The sequence below is a fragment of the Actinomadura kijaniata NBRC 14229 genome, from assembly GCF_001552175.1.
GTDB classification, from domain to species: domain Bacteria; phylum Actinomycetota; class Actinomycetes; order Streptosporangiales; family Streptosporangiaceae; genus Spirillospora; species Spirillospora kijaniata.
The window spans coordinates 1-23,811 of sequence record NZ_BCQR01000078.1 but is presented as its reverse complement, the minus strand read 5'-3'; the positions used below and the strand labels follow the sequence as shown (position 1 = coordinate 23,811).

Genomic DNA, 23,811 nt, shown 5'->3' with positions numbered 1-23,811 from the left:
AGAACGTCCGACCTGCCGAAGGGGGCCTCCGCCGTGGAGGAAGAGAAGTACACGATGCGGAACAAGAGCTACGAGCCCGAGGTCGGGGGCCGCGACGTCCTCCGCCTCGTGGGCCTGGCCGTGGCCTTCTTCGCGATCGCCGCCCTGATCATCTTCCTGATGCAGCACTTCCACACCGACACGGGCCCCGCCCCCATGCCCCCGCGCCCGACCGCGACCTGACCCCGGCGGTCCCTTCCGCCCCGTCTGTTCATCCGATCCCCGCATCATCTAACCTGAGGTCTAGTTTTCCTATATGCCTGGTAGGTCATAGCGATGGACTTCGATTGGACGATGGCCCTGGGATCGTTCCTCGTGGCGATCGTCGTCGGGCTGACCGGGATGGGCGGCGGGGCCCTGATGACGCCGATGCTGGTGACGTTCTTCGGGGTCAGCCCGCTCGCGGCGGTCTCCAGCGACCTGGTCGCGGCCGCCGTGATGAAGCCGGTCGGCAGCGCCGTCCACTACCGGCAGGGCACCATCAACATGCGGCTGGTGGCGTGGCTGTGCGTCGGGTCGGTGCCCGCGGCCTTCAGCGGGGTGCTGGTCGCGCGGGCCCTCGGCGACGGCCAGGAGGTGCAGCACTTCATCGAGATCGCCATGGGGGCCGCCCTGCTGATGGCCGCCGCGGGGCTGGTGGTCAAGGGGATCCTGGCGCGGCGCGGCGACGGTTCCGGGGAGAGCTCCGAGGTCACCGTGCGGCCGGTGCCGACCGTGCTGGTCGGGGCCGTCGGCGGGCTCATCGTGGGGATCACCTCGGTGGGCTCCGGATCGCTGATCATCGTGGCGCTGCTGGCGCTGTACCCGACGCTGAAGGCCAACCAGCTCGTGGGGACGGACCTGTTGCAGGCCGTGCCGCTGGTGATGTCGGCGGCCCTCGGGCACGTGCTGTTCGGGGACTTCCGGATGGAGGTCACCGCCGCGCTGCTGGTCGGGTCCGTCCCGGGGGTCTACCTGGGGTCGCGGATCTCGTCGCGGGCGCGCAGCGGGATCATCCGGCCCGCGCTGGCGTTCGTGCTGGTGGCGTCGTCGCTGAAGATGTTCGGCGTGCCGCTGGAGGCGCTGGCGTGGGTGCTGGTCGGCCTGGCGGTGGCGTCCGTCGTGACATGGCGCGTGCTGCGGCGGCGGAGCACCGTCGTCCCCCATGCCGAGGCCCGCGAACCGGTGCACTCGGGGCGGTGACCCGGCGATAGGCTGCGCGGGCGTCCGGACATCTCCGGAAAGTCGGCGCGGCGAGGGGTTCATGGGCACGCAGTGGCAGCACGACACCGTTGACGTCCTCGGACTCCGGGTCAGCCGGATGGACGTCCCGACGCTGCGCGGCCTCCTCGGCACGGCGATGGCCGAACGGCGGCGGCTCACCGTCACCTTCGCCAACCCCGACTACGCCCTCAGGGCCGCCAAGGACCCCGCCCTGCGGGACCTGATCAACCGGTTCGACCTGGTGCTGGCCGACGGGTGGGGCGTGGTCGCCGCCACGCGGATCTTCGGGCGGCCGGTGCCGACGCGGATGGCCAACGACGACCTCACCGACGAGTTCTTCGGGACGCCGCACCGGGTGTTCCTGTTCGGCAACGCGCCGGGCGTCGCCGAGGAGGCCGCCGCCAACCTGCGCCGGTGGTTCCCGGACGTGACCGTCGCGGGCGTCCAGCACGGGCACTGGGCCGACGCGAGCGGCACCATCCCTCCCGGGACCGCCCGGCGGATCGTCAACGAGATCAACGAGGCCAAGCCCGACGTGCTGCATGTGGGGCTCGGCACGCCGCTCCAGCAGTGGTTCGTCGCCGAGTACGGCGACCGGCTCGACGTTCCGGTCATCGTGACGTGCGGCGCGTACTTCGAGCACCTGGCCGAACGCCGCCAGTACTACCCGCCGTGGGTGCTGAGGCTGCGGATCGGTTTCCTGTACCGGCTGGCCCGCGAGCCCCGGCGGCTGTGGCGGCGCTACACGATCGAACTGGGCGAGTACGTCCTGCGCGTCCTCGCCCAGCGGCTCCGGCGGAAAGCGCGGAATCCCTGAAATCCTTCGCGGACGACAAATACCGGCTAATAGCCATATGATCCCGCGCATGCGCAACGGAACACGCCTCACGGTCGGGCTGGCGGTCGTCTTCCACGCCGTTCTGCTGCTGACCCTGGCCTCGGTGCTGTTCCAGTTCCTGGATTCGCTCCTGCCCAAGGGGCTCGCCAAGCAGGTCTCGCACAACACCGAGGCGTACTTCTCGGCCGTGGTCCTGGTCGCGTGGATCCAGTCGGTCCGTCCCCGGCTGCACGGGTCGCGGGCGGAGTGGCCGGTCACCGCGGCCGCGGCGGCGGTGTGCCTGGCCGTGGCGCTGGTGTTCTACAACGCGACCTCCTGGCCCACCCGTTTCACCACCCTGAACGAGGCGCTGTTCGCCCTGGCGGTCCTGATCCCGATCGTGCAGCCCCGCACCCGCCGGCCCGCGCTCACCCTCGGCATGGCCGGGGCGCTGTTCGCCGTCACGCTGGTGGGTTCGCGGAACGCGTTCATCGTCGACATGGCCGAGACCCTGGCGGTGCTGATCCTGGCCCCACTGGCGCTGGACCTGTTCGACCGGCGCGTCCTCACCGCCGACGCCCCCGTCCGCCGCGCGCCCCTGGCCTGCTGGATCGCCTTCCTGATCGCCATGCCTCTGGTGCTGCACATGGTGACTTATCAGGTTGGGGCAACCGGAGTCCTGGGTGAGGCGTCTCGTTATGGGGTGCGTTTCTACGAGGCGTTCATCCTGATGCTCCTGCTGCACGCCTACTTCGGCGTCCAGCACCTGCTGGGCGGCGGCCGCGTCGGCGAACGGGTCGTGCGGCGGCGTACGGCGGAACGCTCGGCGGCCTGACGCCTCACCGACCAAAACGCGCAACACCGGGAGCAACAGTCCGTATTTGTGATAGATATTCCCAGTTATCACAGCGCGAATCGGAGCAAAGCATGCGTCGTCGCCTGGGGGCGGCCTCTGCCGCCCTGCTGCTGACCGGGGCCGCGTTCGCCGCGCCGGCCGAAGCGGACATCCAGCAGCCCGCGGTCGTCACCGCCAACCCCGCCAACCACACCCCGCACGTGCTGGACGGCACCGTGCGCGCCATCACCGTGGTCGGGAACAAGGTCGTCGTCGGCGGCAACTTCACCAAGGTCCGCGAGGCGGGGTCGGGCAAGCCGACCGTCGCCCGGTCCAACATCTTCGCCTTCGACAAGGCCACCGGAAAGATCGACACCGCCTTCGCCCCCAAGCTCAACAGCACCGTCTACGCCCTGCAGCCCGGAGACGCCGGCACCGTGTACGCCGCGGGCGGCTTCTGGCAGATCGGCGGCACGCACATCGGCGGGCTCGTCCGGCTGGCCCTGCCGACCGGGCAGGTCGTCAAGACGTTCAAGCCGAACGTCGGCGGCGGCGTGGTGTACGACATGAAGCGCCACCAGAACAAGATCTACATCGGCGGCATGTTCACCAAGGTGCGCGGAACGGCCAAGCCGGTCCTGGCCCGGGTGGACGCCACCAGCGGCGCCCTGGACGCCAACTTCAAGATCACGCCCAGCGCGCCCCGCGCCGGGTCGCTGAAGGTCTACAAGATGGCGCTCAACCCGCAGGGGACCCGGCTGCTCATCAACGGCACCTTCACCAAGGTGAACGGTCTGCGGCGCGTGCAGATCGCGATGATCGACACCGGGGCGGCCACGGCCGAGCCGACCACGTGGGCGACCGAGCGTTACGCCTCGGAGTGCAACCTGAAGGCCTTCCACACCTACATGCGGGGCATGGACTTCTCCCCCGACGGCTCCTACTTCGTCGTCGTCACCACCGGCGGCCCCTACGGCAACCGCACGCTGTGCGACACCGCCGCCCGCTGGGAGACCAACCGCACCGGCGGCGGGCAGCAGCCCACCTGGGTCAACTGGACCGGCGGCGACACCCTGCTGGCCACCTCGGTGACCGGCGCGGCCGTGTACGTCGGCGGCCACCAGCGCTGGCACGACAACCCGCTCGGCAACGACTCGGCCGGCCCCGGCGCGGTCTCCCGGCCCGGCATCGCGGCGCTGCACCCGACCACCGGCAAGGCCCTGGCGTGGAACCCCACCCGGACCCGCGGGCACGGGGTCGAGGCGCTGGTCGCCACCAAGGACGGCCTTTTCGTCGGTAGCGACACCGACGAACTGGGCAAGGAATACCACGCCAAGCTCGGTTTCTTCCCGCTTCCGTAAGCGGACCGCCACCGCGCGGCTCTCACCTTCCACCCATATCAATACCGTCCATGGGTGGAAGGTGAGAAAAGCGGGAAACTATAGTCATTTCCCATGATCTCGCGAGAGCCCGGTCCGGCCCCGCGCGGCCGTTCCCGCCGCCGCCTGGGGCCGTTCGCCGCGGTCGTCGCCGGAGCCTCCTGCGGAGCCGCCACCGCGTTCGCCGTCGTCGCCGCGGACGGCCGGGACGGGAACGCGACCCCGGTCGCCCGGACCGTCCGGCAGCAGCCCGAGGCCACCGGGCGGCCGCCGGCACCGGCCGACACCGCCGGTCTCGGCCGGGTCGTCCCGGCCCCGGCGCGGCCCTCCGCCCGCCCGGACAGGCGCTGCCACGTGGACCGCCTGCTGGTCCCCTCGTGCGGGGCCTGGTGGGGCGCGGCCGTCAACACCTGGCCGCAGGGGCCGGCGCTGCGCGCGTTCGAGCGGAAGATCGGCCGTCCGGTCGGCGTCTACCACACCTACTACCGCGGCCGGAAGATCTTCCCCTCGGCCGGGGACATCGCGCTGGCCCGCGAGCCGGGACGCCGCCGCCTGCTGCTGCTCAACTGGAAGCCCGACGCCCCCGGAACGACCTGGCGGCAGGTCGCCGACGGCGCGGTGGACGACCACATCGACCGGCTGTCGAAGCACTTCCGCGAGAAGTTCCCCGAGCGCTTCTGGCTGGCGATCCACCACGAGCCCGAGGAGGAGGTCCGCGAGACCCCCGGCTCGGGCTACACCGCCGCCGACTACCGCGCCATGTTCCGGCACGTGGTGCAGCGGTTCCGGCGCAACGGCGTGGACAACGCCGTGTTCACCATGGTCTACATGGGCTACTCCGGCTATGTGGTCAAGCCCTGGTTCAGGACGCTGTACCCCGGCGACGACGTCGTGGACTGGATCGGCTTCGACCCCTACGCCGAGCCGCGGGTGCGGTCGTTCGCCCAGCTGGTGGACGAGGCCGCGCCGCGCGAGCGCGATCTGGGCATCGCGGGCTTCTACCGCTGGTCCCGCCGGAACCTCTCCGACGACAAGCCGCTGATGCTCAGCGAGTGGGGCGGCACGGAGATGACCGGCGACCCCGCCAAGAAGGCGGAGCTGTTCCGCAGCATCGGCCGCCAGATCGAGAGGTTCCCGGCGCTGAAGGCCCTGGTGTACTGGGAGCACCACAACGGGCCGAAGTTCGGCGACACCCGCGTGGACGCCAGCCCGCAGTCGCTGGCGGCCTACCGCGAGCTCGGGCGGCGGCCCTACTTCAACCCGCCCGTTCCCAAGCGTTAGAGCAGGCACGAGAGAACGGCCCCGCGCATTCGCGCGGGGCCGTTCTCTCTCACTCGTTCTTCCCGGTCACTCCTTGGGCGCCAGGACGATCGTCCACATCAGCGCGCGGGACGCCACGTCCGTGGTGGCCTTCAGCCCTCCGTAGGATCCCGCCGGCACGCCGCCGTTGCTGTCGGCGTACAGCGCCGTGACGCGACCGCTGCCGGTGCCGATCACGTTGGCGCGGGTCGTGACCGTGTCGGGGGCGGTCCACGCCGTGGTGGTGGAGGACTTGTCGCCCCAGTACGACACCGTCCACGCGCCGGCCGGGGCCGTCACGGTCGGCGTGGTGTGGGTGGTGACCGCGCTCGGGTCCGAGGACTCGGCGACGGCCGCGACCGGATCGGTGGTCCGGGTGCCCGAGTAGGCCGCCAGCCGCAGATCGATCTTGGCGTAGTCGCTCACCTCGACCGCCACGGTCCGCCCCGCGTCCCCGGCCTGGGCGACGCGCTGCCACACCACCGAGCGGGCCAGGCCGCTCTGCGTGCCCGCCTGGGTCCAGCCCGGCGGCGGGGTGACGGTGACGGCGGTGCTGTTGATGTTGGCGATGAGCAGCAGGGCGTCGCCCGGCTGGACGGCCGCCGGAACGGTGACCGTCGCCCGCTTCGTGTTGGCGTTGTGGCCGTCGCCGCCCCGGAACGCGATGTGCGCGCGGTCCTCGGCCACCGTGACCCGCTGGGTGGTGGTCGTCTTCGCGCCCCGGTCGTCGGTGACGGTCAGCTTCACCTCGAAGGTGCCCGCCTGGTCGTAGGTGTGCTCGGCCGTCTCGCCGGTGCCGGTCTTCCCGTCACCGAAGTCCCAGGCGTGGGAGGCGATGGAACCGTCGGGGTCGTTGGAGCCGGAGGCGTTGAAGGTGCACTTCAGCGCCGCGCAGTTCTGCGTGAAGACGGCCTTGGGCTCCTCGTTCGGGGGGCCGGCGTACAGGAACACCGCGCGGCCCCGCCAGTCCCCGGCGTCCACCTGGACGGGGGTGCCGGTGGGCCTGCCGCCGTCGAAGGGGACCTTGAACAGGCGGCCGTTGCCGTTGTTGACGAAGTAGAGGTCGTCGCCGTTCAGGAACATCCCGCCGACGCCGGACCAGCCCGTGCCCGCCAGGCCGGTGCTCGCGGTCCACTCCTCCCCGCCGACGATGCCGTTCTGCGGCGTGAAGTAGCGGTAGTACAGGGAACCGGTGCCCCGCGTGTAGTAGATCCGCCCGGCGGTGAAGAACATGCCCTGGATCGACCTCACCTGACTGTGCCAGGTGCTCATGTTGGTGATCTTGTCGCCGGTGTTGATCTCGGTGGCGGCGCCGAACGTCGTCCCGTCGAAGGGGCGGGACACGAACCGGCCGTCGTTGATCCCGTGGTACAGCCGACCGCTGATCATGAACGCGCCGCGCGCCTGCCGCCAGTCGAGGCCGCCGATGGAGGCGTCGGCGACCGCTCCGGCCGTCGAGCCGGTGAACGAGCGGTGCCGCAGGTAGTTGGAGCCGAACAGGCTGGTGCTGCCGCCGTACCAGACCTCGCCGGGCAGCTCGCCCAGCTTCTTCCTCGGCACGGCGGTGCCGCCCGCCAGCGGGAACATCGCCAGCTTCATGTGGGTCTCACCGGCGGTGATGTCGGTGTCGCTGCCGATCCACAGGCCCTGCCGGGTCGCCAGGATGTCGAACACGCCGACGCCGCGGTGCTTGCCGGGGTTCCAGCTGAACGGCAGCCCGTTCTCCGGGTCGAGCGCGGCGATGCCCTCGCGGGACACCGCGCCCTGCCCGGCGGTGTCGGTGCCGAACGGGTTGTTGGACCAGCGGAAGTGCCCGCCGACGTACACGGCGGTCTCGGTGATCTCGACGGCGTAGCTGGTGTCGCCGCCGGTCTGGTTGACCCAGGTGGGCTGGAGGCCGGTACCGGTCGCGCCGGTCTCCCAGCGGGCCTGGGTGTCGCACAGCTTGGCCGTGCCGCCCGCCGCGCCGGTGGTGGTGACGACGAAGAACCGGCCGTCCGGGGAGAAGTCCACGTCGCGCATGTAGCTGTCGAACGAGGACGAGCAGGTGGCGGCGTACCGCTGGGTCTCCCAGTCGGCCAGCGCCGCCTTGTCGCCGGACAGGTCGACCATGGCGATCTGTGGCCGGGACCGGCCGCCCACCGTGGTGAAGTTGCCGACGGCGATCAGGCGGTTCCCGTCGGGGGTGACGTCCATCTTGTAGACGAGGGTGGTCCCGCCGTTCTGCGTCCCGGCGAACCCGAGGTCCACGAAGTCGTCACGGGCCCCGGTCTGCGGGTCCACCGTCGCCAGCGCGGGCCGCTCCACGCCGCCCGCCCTGGCGAAGTTGCCGCCGACGTACAGCCGTCCGCCCGCCAGCCGCAGGTCCTTGATCCGTGCGTCGAACACCGGCTTGAACGCGGTGTCCAGCGCGCCCGTCGCGGCGTCCACCTTGCCGAGGACGAACCGGCCGACGCCTCCGATGGTCTTGAACGCGCCGCCCAGGTACAGCGACCTGCCGTCGGCGCTCGGCAGCACGACGCTGACCTCGCCGCCCTCGACGTCGGGGTCGAAGTCCGGCAGGATCTCGCCGGTCGCGGCGCGCACCGCGAAGATCCCGTTACGGGTCAGCACCGGCTTGTCCGCGCCGGGCTCCTTGACCTGGGTGAACGAGCCGCCGACATAGACGACGTCGCCGACCTGCACGATCGACTTGACGGCGCCGTCCTGGACGTGCGGGGTGAAGTCGACCGGGTCGGCGCTCACCACCCGGTCGTGCAGGACGTCGGCCTGGCGTGCCGCGACGGTCGTGGCCGTCACCGAGGTCGGGTCGATGGCCACGACCCCGGCCAGCACCGCGCCCAGGGCGACGGCGGCGGCCCACAGGCCGCGTCTGGTCGAACGCACGCGCTCTCCTTCCGTTGAACCGGCCCCGGCGGGGTGGGGACGTCAGCACAGCGGTACGAAAGTCCACGAACAGGGGGGTTCGGAGAGCTCGGACGACGCACGCCGGGTCGCGACGAGTCAGATTATCTGCGGCACTCGCCCACACATCGGGGTTACTTCTAACTTTTTGGTCTCATCCCTCACTTACACTGCGCTTTCCAAGCAACGCCGTCGATGGCGCTAACCTGCGAGGTCGGGCAGACGGCCACATGTGGGGGAAGCGTGAACCAAACCAGAGCGGTCGCCCGCCCCCGGCCCGGGGCGGTGCCGCACTTCGGTCGGCGCGGCGGACCCCGCGGCCTGGCCGCCTGGCGCGAGCGCACCGGCCCCGGATGGCCGCTGGTGGTCATCCTCGCCGGGTTCCCCGTCTGGTGGGTGCTGGGCATGGGCGCGTTCGTCTTCCTGCTGATGGCCCTGCCGATGGCCCGCCACCTGTACCGGCGCCGGAACGAGATCGTCGTGCCGCGCGGGTTCGGGCTGTGGCTGCTGTTCCTGGCCTGGGTGCTGCTCGGGGCCGGTGTCCTGTGGGCGAACGCCCCCGGAGCCGTCGAGGGGGGCGGGCCCGGGCGGCTGCTGGTGTTCGGCTGGCGCGTGGCCTGGTACCTGGCGGCCACGGTGGTGCTGCTGTTCGTCGGGAACCTGTCCGAACGCGAGCTGCCCTCCTCCCGGATCTCCCGGCTGCTGGCGCTGATGTTCGTCTTCACCACCGTCGGCGGCCTGCTCGGGTCGTTCCTCCCGAACCTGGAGCTCACCTCCCCGGTGGAGATGGTGCTCCCGGCGGGCCTGGCCAAGAACGGCTTCATGGCCGACTGGATCCACCCCAAGGTCGCCTCCATCGAGACGATCCTCGGGTTCGAGCAGGCGCGGCCGCAGGCCCCGTTCGCCTACGCCAACACCTGGGGCTCGGCGTACGCGTTCTTCCTGCCGTTCTTCGTGATCTCCTGGCTGCTGCACGGCACCCGCGCCCGCCGCGCCGCCGGGGCCGCGATCCTGCTGGCCTCGCTGTGGCCGGTGGTGTACTCGCTGAACCGGGGCCTGTGGCTGGCGCTGGCGCTGTCCGGCCTGTTCGTGATCGGCAAGATCCTGGCCGGCGGGAACCTGACGGCGATCAACCGGACCGTGGGCGCGCTGCTGGCCGGGTCGCTGCTGGTGCTGGCCTCCCCGCTGCCCGGCATGGTGCAGGCACGGCTGGACAACCCGCACAGCAACAACCGGCGCGAGCTGCTGGCCGACCAGACCGTACGCAGCGCCATGACCGGATCGCCGCTGGTCGGCTTCGGCTCCACCCGCGACGTCCAGGGCAACCTGACGTCGGTGGCGGGCGGCGACCGGCCCGGCTGCAAGGCCTGCGGCGCGCCGCCGCTGGGCACCCAGGGGCACATCCGGCTGCTCATCTTCGCCACCGGGCTGGTCGGTACCATCACGTTCTGCGGTTTCTTCGCCGTGCGCTTCTGGCGGCACTGGCGTTCCCGGACCCCCTACGGCATCGCGGGCAGCGTCGTCCTGCTGAGCTTCGGGCTGTTCCTGATGACCTACGACCTGGTGGAGATCCCCCTGTTCACCGTGATGATCGCTACGGCGCTGATGTGGCGCGAGACCCGGACGGAGACCGTCCGATGAGCGCCGCCCGGGCCTGGACCGAGACCGTCGAGCGGCTGTGGCCCGGCGCCCGCGTGGCCCCGGCCTCGTCCGGCGCCCCCGCCCCCGGCGGCGCGGTCCGCCGCGAGCTGGTGTTCCTGCCCAACGCCGAGCGCCCCCGGCTGCTGCTGCCCGCCGGGCTGCCGGGCGTCGCGGCGGCGGCGCTCCGTCGCTACAGCCACGACCTCGGCCCCCGGCAGCGCGTCACCCGGACCCTGGGCGCGCTGGCCGCCCGCACCGGCCTGCCCGAACGCGGCCTGCGTGACCGCCTGCTGGTCTCCGGCGGCGGGGAGTCCGTCGAGGACCACCTGTCGGACCTGCTGGGCCGCGAGGTCGTGGTGGCGGTCGGGCTGGGCAGCCTGCGCGCCAACCGCAAGCCGATCCTGCACGTGCTGACGCCGGACGGGGGGTCGGTCGCGTTCGTGAAGGTCGGCGACAACCCCACCACCCGGGGTCTGATCGCCGACGAGGCGGCGGCGCTGGCGACGCTGGCCGGGCGTTCCCTGCCGGGCGTGGCGGTGCCGCGCCTGCTGCACCACGGCTGCTGGGGCCCCCTGGGCCTGCTGGTGCTGTCGGCGCTGCCCACCGGGGCACGCGGCGAGCGGCCCCGCGGCGACGCGCCGCTGTCGGCGATGCGGACGCTGGCCGTCTCCGCCGGGCCGGACCGTTCGGCGCTCGCCGGCAGCGCCTACCTGAAGCGGCTGCGCGAGGTTCCCGGGCGCCTCACCGACCCCGTCCAGGCCGAGCGCCTCGCCGGGGTGGTCGACCGCGTCGGGGACCGGCACGGCGACGTCGCCCTGGACTTCGGGGCCTGGCACGGCGACTGGACCCCCTGGAACATGGCCTGGCACCGGGGCGTGGTGCGGCTGTGGGACTGGGAGCGGTTCGCCGACGGCGTCCCCCACGGGTTCGACCTGCTGCACTACCGGCTCCAGCAGGCCGCCCGCACCGCCGCCCGCTCCCCCTACCAGGCGCCGCCCCGCGAGGCCGCGCCCGCGCTGGATCCGCTCGGCCTGACCGCGCCCGCCGCCGCGGCCACCGCCGAGCTGTACTTCCTGGAGCTGTGCGCCCGGTACCTGCTGGCCGCCCAGGAGCCCATCGGCGGTCCCCTCCGCGACACCGCCGCGGACCTGCTCGACCTGCTGCACACCGAGGCCGGAAGGAACCCATGATCTCCAGGCGTGACGCCCCCCAGTGGGTGAAGGAGTCCGGCCGCACCGCCGTGCGGGCCGTCGGCCGCCTCACCACCGAGCTGCGCGTGCGGCCCGACTTCCTCATGGTCGGCACCCAGCGCGGCGGCACGACCTCGCTGTTCCGGTCGCTGGCCGAGCATCCCGGGATCGTCCAGCCCAACTTCCACAAGGGCGTGCACTACTTCGACGTCAACTACCACCGCGGCCCCCGCTGGTACCAGGGGCACTTCCCGACCCGCGCGGCGGCGAGGCGGCGCGCGGCGGGCACGACCGACCGGCCGCTGGCGTTCGAGTCGGCCGGCTACTACATGCACCACCCCCTCGCCCCCGAGCGGATCGCCCGTGACCTTCCCGGCGTGAAGCTGCTGGTGCTGCTGCGCGACCCGGTGGAACGGGCGTTCTCGGCGCACAAGCACGAGCTCGCGCGCGGGTTCGAGACCGAGAGCTCCTTCGAACGGGCCCTGGAGCTGGAGGAGTCCCGGCTGGCGGGCGAGGTCGAGAGGATCCGCGCCGACCACCGGTACCTCAGCCACAGCCACCGGCACCACTCCTACGTGGACCGGGGCCGGTACGCCGACCAGATCGAGAGGCTGTTCGCGCTGTTCGGCCGGGAACGGGTGCTGGTGCTGTTCGCCGAGGACTTCTTCGCCGAGCCCGAGCCGCACTACGACCGGATCATCGACTTCCTGGGACTGCCGCACTGGCGGCCCGCCCGGTTCGAACGGCACAACGCGCGGCCCGGTTCGCCGATGCCCGAAGCGGTGCGGACCCGGCTGACCGAGCACTTCGAGCCCTACGACACCCGGCTCGCCGAGCTGCTCGGTGAGGTTCCCGCCTGGCGGCGCTGACGTGGCCACGGGGGTGATCGGCGAGCGGCGGTCCGGGACGGCGGACCGCCCCGCGGCGCGCACGGCGACGCGCGCCGAGGACCGCGTCCGGGAGCGCGCGGGGGACGACGCGCTGCCGCTGACCCGCTACCTGGACTTCCTGCGGCGCCAGTGGCCCGTGATCGCGGCGGCGCTGGCCGTCGGCGCGGTGCTGGGGCTGGTGCGCACCGTCGCGCTGGTCCCGCCCACCTACACCGCCACGGTCGCGGTCCTCGCGCCGCCGGTGCCGCTGCACCCGGGGCTGCGCTCGGGCTCGCCGCTGGCCGTTCCCGGCCAGAACGCCGCCTCCCAGCGCAAGCCGCGCGACTCCACGATGGACACCGAGACGCAGTTCGTGTACTCGGACGAGGTGCTGGCGCGGCTCGGGACGTTCCCCGGGTTCGAGGTCGGCCACCAGCGGCTGCGGGAGCGGATCGCGATGCGGGTGCCGGAGAACACCCGCGTTCTGACGATCATGGTGACGGGTCCGACCCCGACCACCGCCCGCGACGGGGCCGACATCGTCGCCGAGGCGTACCTGACGCTCCGCGAGGAGATCCTCGGCGGCATCCAGCAGCGCAACCGCGAGGGGCTCCAGCGCCGGCTGGACCTGCTGAAGCGCCAGCTGGCCGCGATGCCCGGCAACCCGGCCGAGCTGACCCGGCTGACCGTCCGCACCCGCCGCCAGCAGGTCCAGCGGGACATCGCCGAGGTGCAGAAGCAGCTCGGCCAGCTGGACGGCACCGCGATCCAGCCGGGCGAGGTGGTGCGCGGCGCGACCGTGCCGCGCGAGGCCGACGACCCCGGCCACGAGGTGTCGGTGACCACCGGCGCGGGCCTGGGGATGCTGGCCGGGGTCGCGGTCGGGCTGGTCCGCCAGCGCCGCCCCCGCCGGCTGCGCACCGCCGCCGCGATCCGCGCCGCCCTGTCGGTGCCGGTGCTGGCGCAGGTCGGCGGCCCCGGCGGCCTGCGGAGGGGGCGGCGCGACGACTGGCGGGAGGCCGGCCGGCGCCTGCGCAACGTCGTCAACCAGCGCGGGGCGCGCACGGTGGCCCTCACCGGCGTGCCCGGCCCGGTGGCCGCCCAGCCCGCGCACCGGCTGGCGCTCGCCTGCGTCGAGTCCGGCGCGACGGTCACGCTGCTGCGGCTGGGCGTCCCCGCGGGCGACCTGCCGTCCCCCGACGGCCGGTACCTGGTGAAGGCGGTGTCCAACCTGGACGCCGAGCGCGTCCTCACCGCCGAGCTGGACGCCGCGTGCCGCGAGGCCGACGTGGTGATCGCCGTCGGCACCGCGCTGACCGGCGCGCAGACCCTGGCGGTCGCGATGGCCTGCGACCTGACCGTGCTGGCCGTGGACGCCGAGCACGCCCTCGACCGCGATCTGGGCGCCGGCGTCGGAGCCCTGGTCAAGGTCGGGGCCGAGCCCGCCGGGGTCGTGCTGATCGCTCCCGAGCCGCAGGTCCCGCCCGGATCCCGGCGCGGGTTCCCGCCGCGGCGCGGACGCGGCGAGCGCCAGCGGCAGGAGTGACCTGAGGGTAATGTCAGGGCAAACACAACGGCGTGGTGCCGGTCGAGAGGTAATCGGACACGGGGAGACCAAGTGGCGGCGGACCACACCGGAGCAGCTCAGGGGCAGCTCGTCGCCGCGTTGCGTCGGCAGCGCACGACGATCGTCCTGATCGCGCTCTGCACGACGATCGTGGGTTTGACGGCGGGGCTGCTGACCTCCACGCTCTACACGGCCACGGCGACGACCCTGGTCGCGCCCCTGGAGGGCAACCCCTACTCCCCGCAGGGGCGCGGTGACGACCTGCTCAACCTGGAGACCGAGGCCCAGCTCGTCAAGACCGACGCCGTCGCCAAGATGGTCAGGGACCGGCTGAAGGCGAGCGAGTCGCCGGGAGAGCTGCGCGCCCAGGTGTCGGTGACCGTGCCGCCCAACACCCAGGTCCTCACGATCGGGTTCGCCGCCAACAGCGGCAAGCGCGCCCGCGACGGCGCGCAGGCGTTCGCCGACTCCTACCTGGAGTACCGGCGGCAGCGCACCCAGGCGGTGCTGGACGGCAAGCTGAGGAAGCTCCAGGACAACACCCAGCGGGTCGAGCTGGCCCTGCAGAACGCCTCGCGCAAGGTGCAGACCACCTCCGGCACGCAGCGCGCCTACTGGACCACCCGCGTCCAGGCGTACACCAACCAGCTCGGGGTGATCGAGGAGCAGTCCAACGACGTGCGCTCCACGCCGGTCAACCCGGGCCAGGTGATCAGCCCGGCGCAGATGCCGGGAGGCCCGAGCGCCAAGCGGCCCGCGGTCTTCGGCGCGGCGGGCCTGGTGCTGGGCCTGCTGGGGGCCGCCCTGCTGGTGCTGGTGCGGCACCGCGCCGACCGCCGCGTCCACGAGACCGCCGACCTGGAGCAGCTCGGCGTTCCGGTGCTCAGCGTCCTGCCCCGGCACGCCGGCGGCGAGGGCGTGCTGGCGCTGTCGGGCGGTGCCAACGGGGCGTCCCCGAGCGGCGCGGGCGACGCCTACCGGCGGCTGCGCGCCTCGATCGTCGCCGCCGCGCCGCCCGCGCCGGTGGCGCTGCTGGTCACCTCCGCCACGCCGGGCCGCCCGGCGACCGGCGTCAGCGCCAACCTGGCGGTCGCGCTCGCCCTGGCGGGCTCCCCGACGGTCCTGGTGGACGCCGCCGGCGACGGGCCCGACTCGGCCTCGCTGTTCGGGCTGCGGCAGGGCCGGGGCCTGGCGGAGGTCCTGCTCCAGGGCGTGGACCCGGCCGAGCTGCTGGTCCACGTGGAGTCGCAGCTCCGGCTGCTGCCGCGCGGCGGCGACCCGGCCGAGGCCGCGCACCGGTTCAGCGGCCCGCGCATGCGTGAGGCCGTCAAGGAGCTGCGCAACCGCTCGGGCTTCGTGGTGATCAACGCCGACGGGATCAGCGACGCCGACGCGCAGGCGCTGCTGTCGCTGGTCGACGCGGTGCTGCTGGTGGCCACCCTCGGCGTCACCACCCGCGACGAGCTGGAGCAGGCGTACGCCGAGGCCGAACGCACCGGCACGCTCGTGCTGGGCGTGGCCGCCGAGACCGCTCCGAAGCGGCGTGGGCAGCAGAAGGGCAGGCGTGGCGAGAAGCACGCCCCGGCCCCGCGCCCGGCCGCCCCGCGTCCCGGCGCCTCGCGTCCGGCTCCCCCGCGGCTGCCCGCCACCCGGACGCCCGCGCAGTCGCCCACCCCGCAGTCGCCCATCGCGCAGTCGTCCGCCGCGCAGTCGTCCGCCGCGCAGTCGTCCTCCCAGGACCACGTCCGCCGGGGCGCCATGGACCGCAGCGCCATCACCCGCGCCGCCGCGCGGCGCGCGGCCGACAGCGAGGACAAGCCGGTCGCCCGCGCCCTCGACACGCCCTCGCGTTCCTCCGGCGCCGACCGCGCCGAGCCGGTCCACGACGACCCGACCGCCACGCTGCCGGACTCGGCGGGCCTCGCCGCCCTCGCCGACGACGAGGCCCGCGACGCCGAGGCCGGCCGGGAGACCGAGACGTTCCCCGCGTTGACGATCTGGTCGGAGGACGACGAGGAGCGCCCCTCCCGCGCCAACGGCGAACGCGGCCGGTGAGCGGGCCCAATCTGGGCCGGATGGCCCGGGGCGGCGCGCTCAACCTGGTGGGGGCCGTCTCGGCCGGGCTGCTGGGGCTGGCCCTGGTCTTCGTCGTCGCGCGCTCCTACGACCAGGCGACGGCGGGCGCCTTCTTCGCCGCCAACGCGCTGTTCCTCATCCTGGCCGTCACCGCCGGGCTCGGCACCGACACCGGGCTGCTGCGGGCCGTTCCGCGGCGGCTGGCGCTCGGCGAGCACGCCGCGGCCCGCCGGACGGTGCCGGTCGCGCTCGTCCCGGTCGTGGGGGTGGCGGTCGTCGCCGCCGGGGCGCTGGCGGTCACCGCGCCGTGGCTGGCCGGGCTGCTCGGCGCCGGCGACACCGGCAGCACGGCCGCGATGCTGCGGACGATGGCGGCGTTCCTGCCGCTGGCCGCGCTCCAGGACGCGCTGCTGGCCGCCACGCGCGGGCACGGCACGATGCGGCCGACCGTGCTGGTCGACAAGCTGTTCCGGCAGTTCGCGCAGGTCGTCGGGGTGCTGGCCGCGCCGGTGTTCTCCGGTGATCCGGCCGCGCTGGCGCTGGCGTGGGCGCTGCCCTATCTGCCCGGCGCGCTGGTGGCGGCGCTGTGGTACCGGAAGGTCGCCGCCCGGACCTGGGCCTCCGCGCCGCCCGCGACGGCGCCGGTCGCGTCGCGCGAGCTGGCCGGGGAGTTCTGGCGGTACACCGGGCCCCGCGCGATCGGCGGGATCTGCCAGCAGGCGCTGCAACGCGTGGACATCGTGCTGATGGCGGCGCTCAGCTCGCCCCGCGACGCCGCGCTCTACACCGTCGCGACCCGGTTCGTCGTCGTCGGGCAGCTCGGCACCCAGGCCGTGCAGAACGTCATGCAGCCCCAGCTCAGCCGGCTGCTGGCGCTGGAGGACCGGGAGGGGGCGCAGCGCACGTTCGCCATCGCCACCACCTGGACGGTGCTGCTGACCTGGCCCGTCCACCTGGCGGTGGCCACGGCCGCGCCGGTCTACCTGTCGCTGTTCGGGCCCTCCTACTCGGAGGCCGGGCAGTGGACGACCGTCGTGCTGGCGCTGTCGATGCTGCTGGCGACCATCGCCGGGCCGCTAGACGTGCTGCTGCTGATGGCCGGGCGCAGCGGTCTGAGCCTCGCCAACAGCGCCGCCGCGCTCGGCACGACCGTCGTGCTCAGCGTGCTGCTGATCGGCCCGCTCGGCCCGCTCGGCGCGGCGGCGGCGCGGGCGGCCGGGATCCTGGTGCGCAACCTGCTCGGCATGGTCCAGGTCCGGCGGCTGCTGCGGATCGGCCTGCGGGGGGCGGGCCTGCCGGTCGCGGTCGCCGTCACGATGCTCTGCTTCGGCGTGTTCCCGCTGGTGGCACGGCTGTTGGCGGGTCCGGGACCGATCGCGTCGTTCGCCGGTCTGATCCCCGGAATCCTGGTGTACTTTGCTCTACTGTGGGCTGTTCGGGGCCGACTCGTGCTCACCGCGTTCACGGCCCTGCTCCCCGGCAGGCGCGGCCCGTCCTCCCCGGCTCCGCGCGACGACTCCCCGAGGAGAGTGCATGCCAACGAAGCTTGACCAGGTGCGCCGCCGTTCGCGGACGCTCCTGCGCAGGGCGGGGGCGGCCCCCGACGGGCCGCTGTACGGACGGCTGGTGGACGCGGGCCGTTCGGTGCCGCTACCGCCGGAGGTCCGCACGGCCGTGTCGACGGTGGTGCTGCGCCGCCCCTGGCAGACCACGGTCGCCCTGGACCGGCTGCTGGTCGGGGCGCAGGGAGGCTGGACCGCCCGCGAGTTCGCCGAGCGCACCGGAGACCTGCTGTGGCCCTCCACGACCCTGGTGGACGGCCCGCACGTCGCGCTGCTGCGGCTCGCCGACGACGACCCCGACCCGTCCGACGAGACGCTGCTGGCCAGCGACTACGGCCGGATGGGGATGCGCTGCGTCAAGGCCGGGGCCGACTTCTTCGGCGCGACCGACGAGGCGGGCGTGCTGCGCGCCGCGCGGATCTTCATCGACCGGTACCGGGGGCGGACCGCCCCGAAGCGCGGGCCCGCGCGGGTGGCGTCCCAGAGCGCCCCCGGCGACCCGGTGCTGGTCGCCCCGGTGCGCGGCTCGGACTACTACCAGATCCTCGACGGCCACCACCGGCTCGCGCTGGCGGTCATGCGCGGCGACCGCTCCTACCCGGTGCTGGTCAAGTGGCTGCCGGTGACCACGCCCCTCCAGGACCATCTGCTGAAGATGAGCTGGATCGACGGCACCCGCGAGCTGTACCAGCCGATCGACGCCCCCGAGCTGCACAAGTGGCCGACCGTCCGCCGCTGCACCGACCGCCGCGACAAGATGCTGGCGTTCCTGTCCGAACGCGGCGTCGGCACGACCGGCACCGCCTCCTACCTGGACGTCGCCTCCTGCTACGGCTGGTTCGTCTCCGAGATGCGCAAGGCGGGGCTGGACGGCCACGGCATGGAACGCGATCCGCTCGCCGTTCCGCTGGGCAAGGCCGTCTACGGCCTGCCGGACGGCGCGATCACCACCGGCGACGCGGTGGACCTGCTCGGCGCCGCCGACCGCACCTGGGACGTGGTGTCGTGCTTCAGCCTGCTGCACCACTTCGTGCTGGGGCGCGCCAAGGTCGACGAGAACGCGCTGATCGAGCTGCTGGACAAGGTCACCGGCAGGGTGCTGTTCTTCGACACCGGGCAGGAGAACGAGGAGTGGTTCGCCGAGTCGCTGCGCGGCTGGAACCCGACGCGGATCGCCGCGTTCCTGCGTGAGCGCACCACGTTCGACGAGATCGTGGACCTCGGGCCGGACGACGACGCCCACCCGCCCTACACCGGCAACTACCGGCGGCATCTGTTCGCCTGCGTGCGCACCACCGTCTGACAGCCCACCCGAATGAACGTCTCCCATCTCACCCGGGTGTCGGCCGCTCTGACCGCGGCCGCCATCGTCGCCACGGGTTGCGCCGGGGTCCAGGAACCCCCGCCGTCATCGCCCCGCCGTCCCGCGTCGGCTCCCCCGCCGGGGGTGGTCGGGCGCGTCCACGGCGAGGTCTGGACGACCGGTCTCAACGAGGGCGGCCAGCTCGGCCGCGACGCCAGGCAGCACCCGATGAACGTGGCGCTGGCCCCCGCCGTCGGCCCCGCCGGGCGTCCCCGCCTGACCGGGGTGTACGCCGTGGCCTCCGGGGCCCGGCACTCCCTGGCCGTCCTCCGGGGCGGCCTGGTCGTCGCCTGGGGCGCCAACGACAAGGGCCAGCTCGGCGACGGCACGACCCGGGCGCGGGCCGTGCCGCAGCCGGTGCGGGCCCCCGGCGGCCGGGTCGGGCCGCTGCGCGGAGCGGTCGCGGTCGCCGCCGACACCGACTTCTCCATGGCGCTGCTCAGGGACGGCACGGTGGTCACCTGGGGGGCGGGCGACACCGGGCAGCGCGGCTACGGCCGCCGCAAGCCCCCGCTGACCCCGACCAAGGTGCTGCGCCCCGACGGCAGGGGCCCGCTGACCGACGTCACCGCCATCGCCGCCGACGGCAGCACCGAGATGGCGCTGCTCAGGAACGGGTCGGTCGTGGCGTGGGGCGCGAACAACTTCGGCATGATCGGCGACGGCACGACCAGGAGCCGCCCGCTGCCGCGCCCCGTGCGGGGCCCCGACGACGCGCCCGCCCTGACCGGTGTCACGCAGATCGCGATCGGCGGGCAGCACGGGCTGGCGCTGCTGCGGGACGGGACCGTGGCGGCCTGGGGCCGCAACCAGCTCGGGCAGCTCGGCGACGCCTCCACCACCGACCGCGTGAGCCCCGTCCGGGTGGCGGGGATGCGCGGGCTGCCGGTGCTGCGCGACGTCGTCGCGATCTCCTCCGGTGAACGTCACAACTACGCGCTGCGCAGCGACGGCACCGTGGTCGCGTGGGGCGACAACGCCGCCGGGCAGCTCGGCGACGGCTCCTACACCGGCTCCCCGCGGCCCGTCCTGGTGGCCGGCACGCACGGGACGCGGCTGCGCGGCGTCGCCCGCGTGTTCGCCGGGGAGGCGTTCGGTGTCGCGGTGCTGGACGACGGAACGCCGCTCACCTGGGGCTCGGGCGGCAAGGGGCAGCTCGGCTCCGGCAACCGGGTGCCCCGCAACCGCCCCGGCCCGATCGTGCTGGCCGAGGGACGCAAGGCGGGCCGGGTCCTGGACGTGGGGGCGGGCCGACGCCATCTGGCGTTGCTGATGCGCTGGTGAGGCCCCCCGGGACACGTCTGGTCGCCGTCCTGTCGGCGGGCGCGCTCTCGGGCGCGCTCCTGACCGGCTGCGGCGAGGAGAGGCGGGCGGCCCCCGAACCCCGCGTGCTGCTCGGCGCGAACGCGCAGAACCGGCGGCAGATCGAGGAACGGGAGGCCGACGCCGGGCGGCGGCTGCCGGGGGTGCGGGTGTTCCGCCGCTGGGACGAGCCGCTGCTCGGCCCGGACATGGAATGGGCCCGGTCCGGGAAGCGCACGCTGTTTGTGTCGGTGAAGGCACGCCGCAAGGACGGCGCCGTGATCCGCTGGCGGGACATCGCCGACGCCCGGCGGGGCGAGCCGCTGCACGACGACGTGCTGGCGCAGGCGCGCGAGCTGAAGGCGTTCGGCGGGACCGTCCACCTCGTGTTCAACCACGAGCCGGAGGCCCGCCCGTCGCGGCCGATGGGCTCGGCCGCCGACTACGTGGCCGCGTGGCGGCGCATCGTGCGCGTCCACCGCAAGGAGGGGGTCACCAACGTCCGCTACGTGTGGGCGGTGACGCATCTGGCGTTCGGCCGGGACGGCGGGCGGGAGGCCGAGGCGTACTACCCCGGCGACGACTACGTGGACGCCATCGGGGTGGACGCCTACAACTGGTACACCTGCCTGAGCCGGGACACCCCGTGGCTGAGCCTGCGGGAGCTGATCGAGCCGCACCGGCGGTTCGGGCTCCGGCACCCCGGCAAGCCGCTGATGGTGCTGGAGTGGGCGTCGGCGGAGGACAGGGCCGTCCCGGGACGGAAGGCCGCGTGGATCCGGGAGGCCGCCGCGCTGTTCCGCCTTCCCGACTACCGCGGCTACACGGCCCTGCTGTACTGGGACGACCGGCACGCCCCCGACGCGTCGCACATCCGCTGCGACCTGGACTACCGGAGCTCGCCCAGCGCGCTGGAGGCGTGGCGGGAGATGGTCGCCGGCGCCCCCTACCGCGCCCCCTGATCAGCCCTGCGGCGGCTGCTGCGGCCCCTGCGGCGGCCGCGGCGCGCCCGGAGGCGGCCCACCGGCGGCGGGCCCCATCGGGGCGCCCGCGGCGGCCTGCGGCCCCTCCGCGGCGGGCCTGCGCCGCTTGCGCAGCACGAAGAACGCCACGCCACCGACCACCGCGACGCCCGCGACCCCGGCCAGCGCGATCGGCAGCACGCCGGGACCGTCGTCCTTCGCGGCGGGCTTGGCGACGTCGGGCACCGAGCCGGGCAGCGGGCCGCCCGCCTCCGGGCCGGCCGCCGAGGACGCGCCCGCGCTCGGCTTGGGCGCCTTGGGCCGCCCGCTGACCTGCGCGCCGACCTTCTTCTCGTCGAGCTGCCTGACGAACGCCACCAGGGCGCCGTCGGGCCTGCCCTTGTTCGTGCCGGTCGCCGACCGGTAGGCGCGCAGCACGGTCTGCTGCGGCAGCGCCGTGGAGGACGCCTGGAGCCTGTCCCCCGCCAGCACGACGTAGGTGCCCTTGCGGTTCATCAGCGACTTCAGCTTCGCGATGGCGTCGCCGGGCCTGGTGGAGGCGGGCATGACCGCGATGAACACCGGCGTGGACCTGTCCTGCGCGCCGCGCAGCAGGTCCAGCTGCTGGTCGCTCTTGAAGTACTTGGCGCCCGAGTCCACGTAGTACCCGGCCTCGCCGATCGACTCGGCGACCATGTTCCAGTCGGTCTGGGCGTGCGCCGGGGCCGCGGTCCCGCCGACCACCAGGGAGGCGAGCAGGAACGCGCCCGGCAGGGCCGTACGACGGAGAGAGGCGTCCAAGAGGGGAACTCCTTCGAAACTGGCACCGAACCATCAGTACCGGGAGGTGCTTCGCATCCTATCGATGACGGGACTTCCGGAAGGCCGGACTCAGATTCCGCGCCCGCGGGTGTGGAGGGCCAGCAGGACGCGCCTGCCCGACACCGCTCCGGAGGCCACCGCCAGGGCGAACGGGACGCGGCGCTCCTTCGGGTTGGCCTTCAGGGCGCGGGCCGACCAGCGCAGCGCGTCCCGGCGGCGGCCGACCGTGGCGCACCCGAACGCGATCTGCCCGTACACCCGGCCCGCCGCGCCCGGCTCGTCCGCGATCTCCGGATAGTGCTCCAGGAACCACTCCAGCGCCGCGACCTTGGTCTCCCACGCCTGCGCGTAGTAGGAGGTCAGACCCCACAGGACGCGGACGTAGGGGGTGTCGACGTTGACGATGGGGTGGCGGCGGGCCGCGCGCAGCGCCACGTCCCAGTCCTCGCCCTGGCTGCCGGGGATCGTCTCGTCCACCATGCCGATGTCGAGCAGCCCGGCGCGCCGGAACAGGTAGGTCGAGGAGTGCACGCTCATGATCCGGTCACGGATCAGGGCGTCGTAGGTGACGCGGTCGGTCCCGGCGAGGCGGGGCAGCGCCTGCCCGCGGAAGTCGATGACGATGCCGGTGCTGGACAGCACCGCGTCCGGGGCGGCCTCCAGCGCGCTCACCTGCGCGGCCAGCTTGCCGGGCAGCCACTCGTCGTCATCGTCGCAGAACGCCACCAGATCGGTGTCCAGCGCCAGGACGCCGCTGTTGCGGGCGCCCGCCAGGCCGGGGGCGCGCGTGTTGGCGATCACCTGGACGCGGCCGCCGCCGCCGACCTCGGCCAGCGACGGGTCGGGCTCGGCCCGGTCGAACACCACCACCGCCCGCACCTCGCCGTCGTACTCCTGCGCCAGCACCGACTCCAGGGCGCGCCGCAGCATCTCGGGCCGGTTGTGGGTGGGGAGCACGACTCCGACGGACGGGGGCATCAGGGGACCTACCTCGCTGCGTTGGGTTCGGCGGGCCTGAGGGGTTCCCACCAGGAGCGGTGGGTGCGGTACCAGGTCACCGTCTCGGCCAGGCCCTCGTCGAACGGTACCCGCGGCGCGTAGCCCAGGGCGCGGAGTTTGTCACCGTTCAGGGAGTAGCGCAGGTCGTGGCCCTTGCGGTCGGGGACGTGCTCGACCAGCGACGGGTCGGCGTCCAGCAGCTCCAGCAGGCGGCGGGTGAGGTCGAGGTTGGTCAGCTCGGCGTCGCCGGGGACGTGGTAGACCTCGCCGGGCTCGCCGCGTTCGGCGACCAGGTCGACGGCGCGGCAGTGGTCGGCGACGTGGATCCACTCGCGGACGTTGCGTCCGTCGCCGTACAGCGGGACCGGCAGCCCGTCCAGCAGGCGCGTGACGAACCTCGGGATCAGCTTCTCGGGGTACTGGCGGGGGCCGTAGTTGTTGCCGCTGCGGGTCACGCAGACCGGCAGGCCGTGCGTCCGGGCGTAGGCGAGCGCGATCAGGTCGCCGCCCGCCTTGGACGCCGAGTAGGGGGAGGAGGGGTCCAGGGGCGCGTCCTCGGCCCAGGACCCCTCGGGGATGCTGCCGTAGACCTCGTCGGTGGAGACCTGCACGACCTTCGGCGTCCCGGCGTCCAGGCACGCCCGCATGAGGGCCTGGACACCGAGGACGTTGGTGCGCGTGAACGCCGAGGCGTCGTCGATCGAACGGTCCACGTGCGACTCGGCCGCGAAGTTGACCACCAGGTCGTGGCCGGGCACGACCCGGGCCAGCAGGCCCGGGTCGGCGATGTCGCCGCGGACGAAGTCGATCCGGTCCCGGACCGGGGCCAGGTTCGCCGGGTTGCCCGCGTAGGTGAGCTTGTCCAGCACGGTGACCCGCGCGTGCGGGGCCAGCATGCGGACATACTGCGACCCGGCGAACCCGGCTCCGCCGGTGACCAGAACGCGGCGCACCGGCTACTTCGCCCCGGTGATCATTCCGG

Annotated in this window: 19 protein-coding genes; 15 read left to right on the top strand and 4 right to left on the bottom strand. The window is 73.6% G+C overall.

The window, feature by feature from the left end; genetic code table 11:
• The first annotated feature begins 33 nt into the window (after window positions 1-33).
• The 6 genes from AKI01S_RS24135 to AKI01S_RS24110 all read left to right on the top strand — a co-directional run bounded on the left by AKI01S_RS24135 (window position 34) and on the right by AKI01S_RS24110 (window position 5,554).
• Window positions 34-222, top strand: a complete 189-nt coding sequence (locus AKI01S_RS24135; RefSeq protein ID WP_067822326.1) for a hypothetical protein — start codon at window positions 34-36, stop codon at window positions 220-222.
• A 93-nt stretch (window positions 223-315) separates the two neighbouring features.
• Window positions 316-1,221 carry a sulfite exporter TauE/SafE family protein gene (locus tag AKI01S_RS24130; protein ID WP_157420086.1) on the top strand — a complete coding sequence of 302 codons (906 nt, stop codon included), beginning with the start codon at window positions 316-318 and terminating at the stop codon, window positions 1,219-1,221.
• 61 nt (window positions 1,222-1,282) lie between these two features.
• Window positions 1,283-2,059 (top strand): WecB/TagA/CpsF family glycosyltransferase, encoded by a 777-nt coding sequence (locus AKI01S_RS24125; protein ID WP_067822320.1) that lies wholly within the window; start codon window positions 1,283-1,285, stop codon window positions 2,057-2,059.
• Between the two features lie 49 nt (window positions 2,060-2,108).
• On the top strand, window positions 2,109-2,894 hold the full coding sequence (locus AKI01S_RS24120) for a hypothetical protein (protein ID WP_067822317.1): 786 nt from the start codon (window positions 2,109-2,111) through the stop codon (window positions 2,892-2,894).
• A gap of 92 nt (window positions 2,895-2,986) precedes the next feature.
• A complete protein-coding gene (locus AKI01S_RS24115; protein WP_067822315.1) occupies window positions 2,987-4,255 on the top strand; it encodes a hypothetical protein in 1,269 nt (422 codons plus the stop codon).
• A gap of 93 nt (window positions 4,256-4,348) precedes the next feature.
• Window positions 4,349-5,554, top strand: coding sequence for a glycoside hydrolase family 26 protein (locus AKI01S_RS24110; protein ID WP_067822312.1), 1,206 nt, complete (start codon window positions 4,349-4,351; stop codon window positions 5,552-5,554).
• A 66-nt stretch (window positions 5,555-5,620) separates the two neighbouring features.
• Here AKI01S_RS24110 and AKI01S_RS24105 read toward each other — a convergent pair whose 3' ends face one another.
• Window positions 5,621-8,458 (bottom strand): PKD domain-containing protein, encoded by a 2,838-nt coding sequence (locus AKI01S_RS24105; protein ID WP_245681755.1) that lies wholly within the window; start codon window positions 8,456-8,458, stop codon window positions 5,621-5,623.
• 261 nt (window positions 8,459-8,719) lie between these two features.
• On the opposite strand from AKI01S_RS24105, the gene AKI01S_RS24100 reads away from it, so the two are divergent.
• The 9 genes from AKI01S_RS24100 (at window position 8,720) to AKI01S_RS24060 (ending at window position 21,008) form a co-directional block, all read left to right on the top strand.
• The gene (locus AKI01S_RS24100; protein WP_245681754.1) at window positions 8,720-10,117 is read left to right on the top strand and encodes an O-antigen ligase family protein; all 1,398 of its coding nucleotides are present in this window, start codon (window positions 8,720-8,722) and stop codon (window positions 10,115-10,117) included.
• Window positions 10,114-11,307: a hypothetical protein gene (locus AKI01S_RS24095; protein ID WP_067822309.1), complete on the top strand. Its 1,194-nt coding sequence runs from the start codon at window positions 10,114-10,116 to the stop codon at window positions 11,305-11,307. The genes AKI01S_RS24100 and AKI01S_RS24095 overlap by 4 nt, the downstream gene beginning before the upstream one ends.
• Entirely contained in the window at window positions 11,304-12,176 is an 873-nt protein-coding gene (locus tag AKI01S_RS24090; protein WP_067822307.1) for a sulfotransferase domain-containing protein, read from the top strand. Before AKI01S_RS24095 ends, AKI01S_RS24090 begins: the two co-directional genes overlap by 4 nt.
• A 1-nt stretch (window position 12,177) precedes the next feature.
• Window positions 12,178-13,722: a GumC domain-containing protein gene (locus tag AKI01S_RS24085; protein WP_067822304.1), complete on the top strand. Its 1,545-nt coding sequence runs from the start codon at window positions 12,178-12,180 to the stop codon at window positions 13,720-13,722.
• Between the two features lie 72 nt (window positions 13,723-13,794).
• A complete protein-coding gene (locus AKI01S_RS24080) occupies window positions 13,795-15,798 on the top strand; it encodes a Wzz/FepE/Etk N-terminal domain-containing protein (RefSeq protein WP_084000172.1) in 2,004 nt (667 codons plus the stop codon).
• On the top strand, window positions 15,795-17,369 hold the full coding sequence (locus AKI01S_RS24075; RefSeq protein WP_245681753.1) for a lipopolysaccharide biosynthesis protein: 1,575 nt from the start codon (window positions 15,795-15,797) through the stop codon (window positions 17,367-17,369). Before AKI01S_RS24080 ends, AKI01S_RS24075 begins: the two co-directional genes overlap by 4 nt.
• Complete coding sequence (locus tag AKI01S_RS24070; RefSeq protein ID WP_067822298.1) at window positions 17,353-18,684, top strand: ParB N-terminal domain-containing protein; 1,332 nt, start codon at window positions 17,353-17,355, stop codon at window positions 18,682-18,684. The genes AKI01S_RS24075 and AKI01S_RS24070 overlap by 17 nt, the downstream gene beginning before the upstream one ends.
• Window positions 18,685-18,696: 12 nt before the next feature.
• On the top strand, window positions 18,697-20,028 hold the full coding sequence (locus AKI01S_RS24065; protein WP_084000170.1) for an RCC1-like domain-containing protein: 1,332 nt from the start codon (window positions 18,697-18,699) through the stop codon (window positions 20,026-20,028).
• Window positions 20,025-21,008 (top strand): glycosyl hydrolase, encoded by a 984-nt coding sequence (locus AKI01S_RS24060; protein WP_067822287.1) that lies wholly within the window; start codon window positions 20,025-20,027, stop codon window positions 21,006-21,008. Before AKI01S_RS24065 ends, AKI01S_RS24060 begins: the two co-directional genes overlap by 4 nt.
• Here AKI01S_RS24060 and AKI01S_RS24055 read toward each other — a convergent pair whose 3' ends face one another.
• From AKI01S_RS24055 to rfbB, 3 genes are all read right to left on the bottom strand, one after another.
• A complete protein-coding gene (locus AKI01S_RS24055) occupies window positions 21,009-21,809 on the bottom strand; it encodes a hypothetical protein (protein ID WP_067822284.1) in 801 nt (266 codons plus the stop codon).
• A 90-nt stretch (window positions 21,810-21,899) separates the two neighbouring features.
• Window positions 21,900-22,808, bottom strand: coding sequence for a glycosyltransferase family 2 protein (locus AKI01S_RS24050; RefSeq protein ID WP_067822282.1), 909 nt, complete (start codon window positions 22,806-22,808; stop codon window positions 21,900-21,902).
• Window positions 22,809-22,816: 8 nt separating this feature from the next.
• Window positions 22,817-23,782, bottom strand: coding sequence for a dTDP-glucose 4,6-dehydratase (rfbB, locus tag AKI01S_RS24045; RefSeq protein WP_084000168.1), 966 nt, complete (start codon window positions 23,780-23,782; stop codon window positions 22,817-22,819).
• Window positions 23,783-23,811 lie beyond the last annotated feature (29 nt).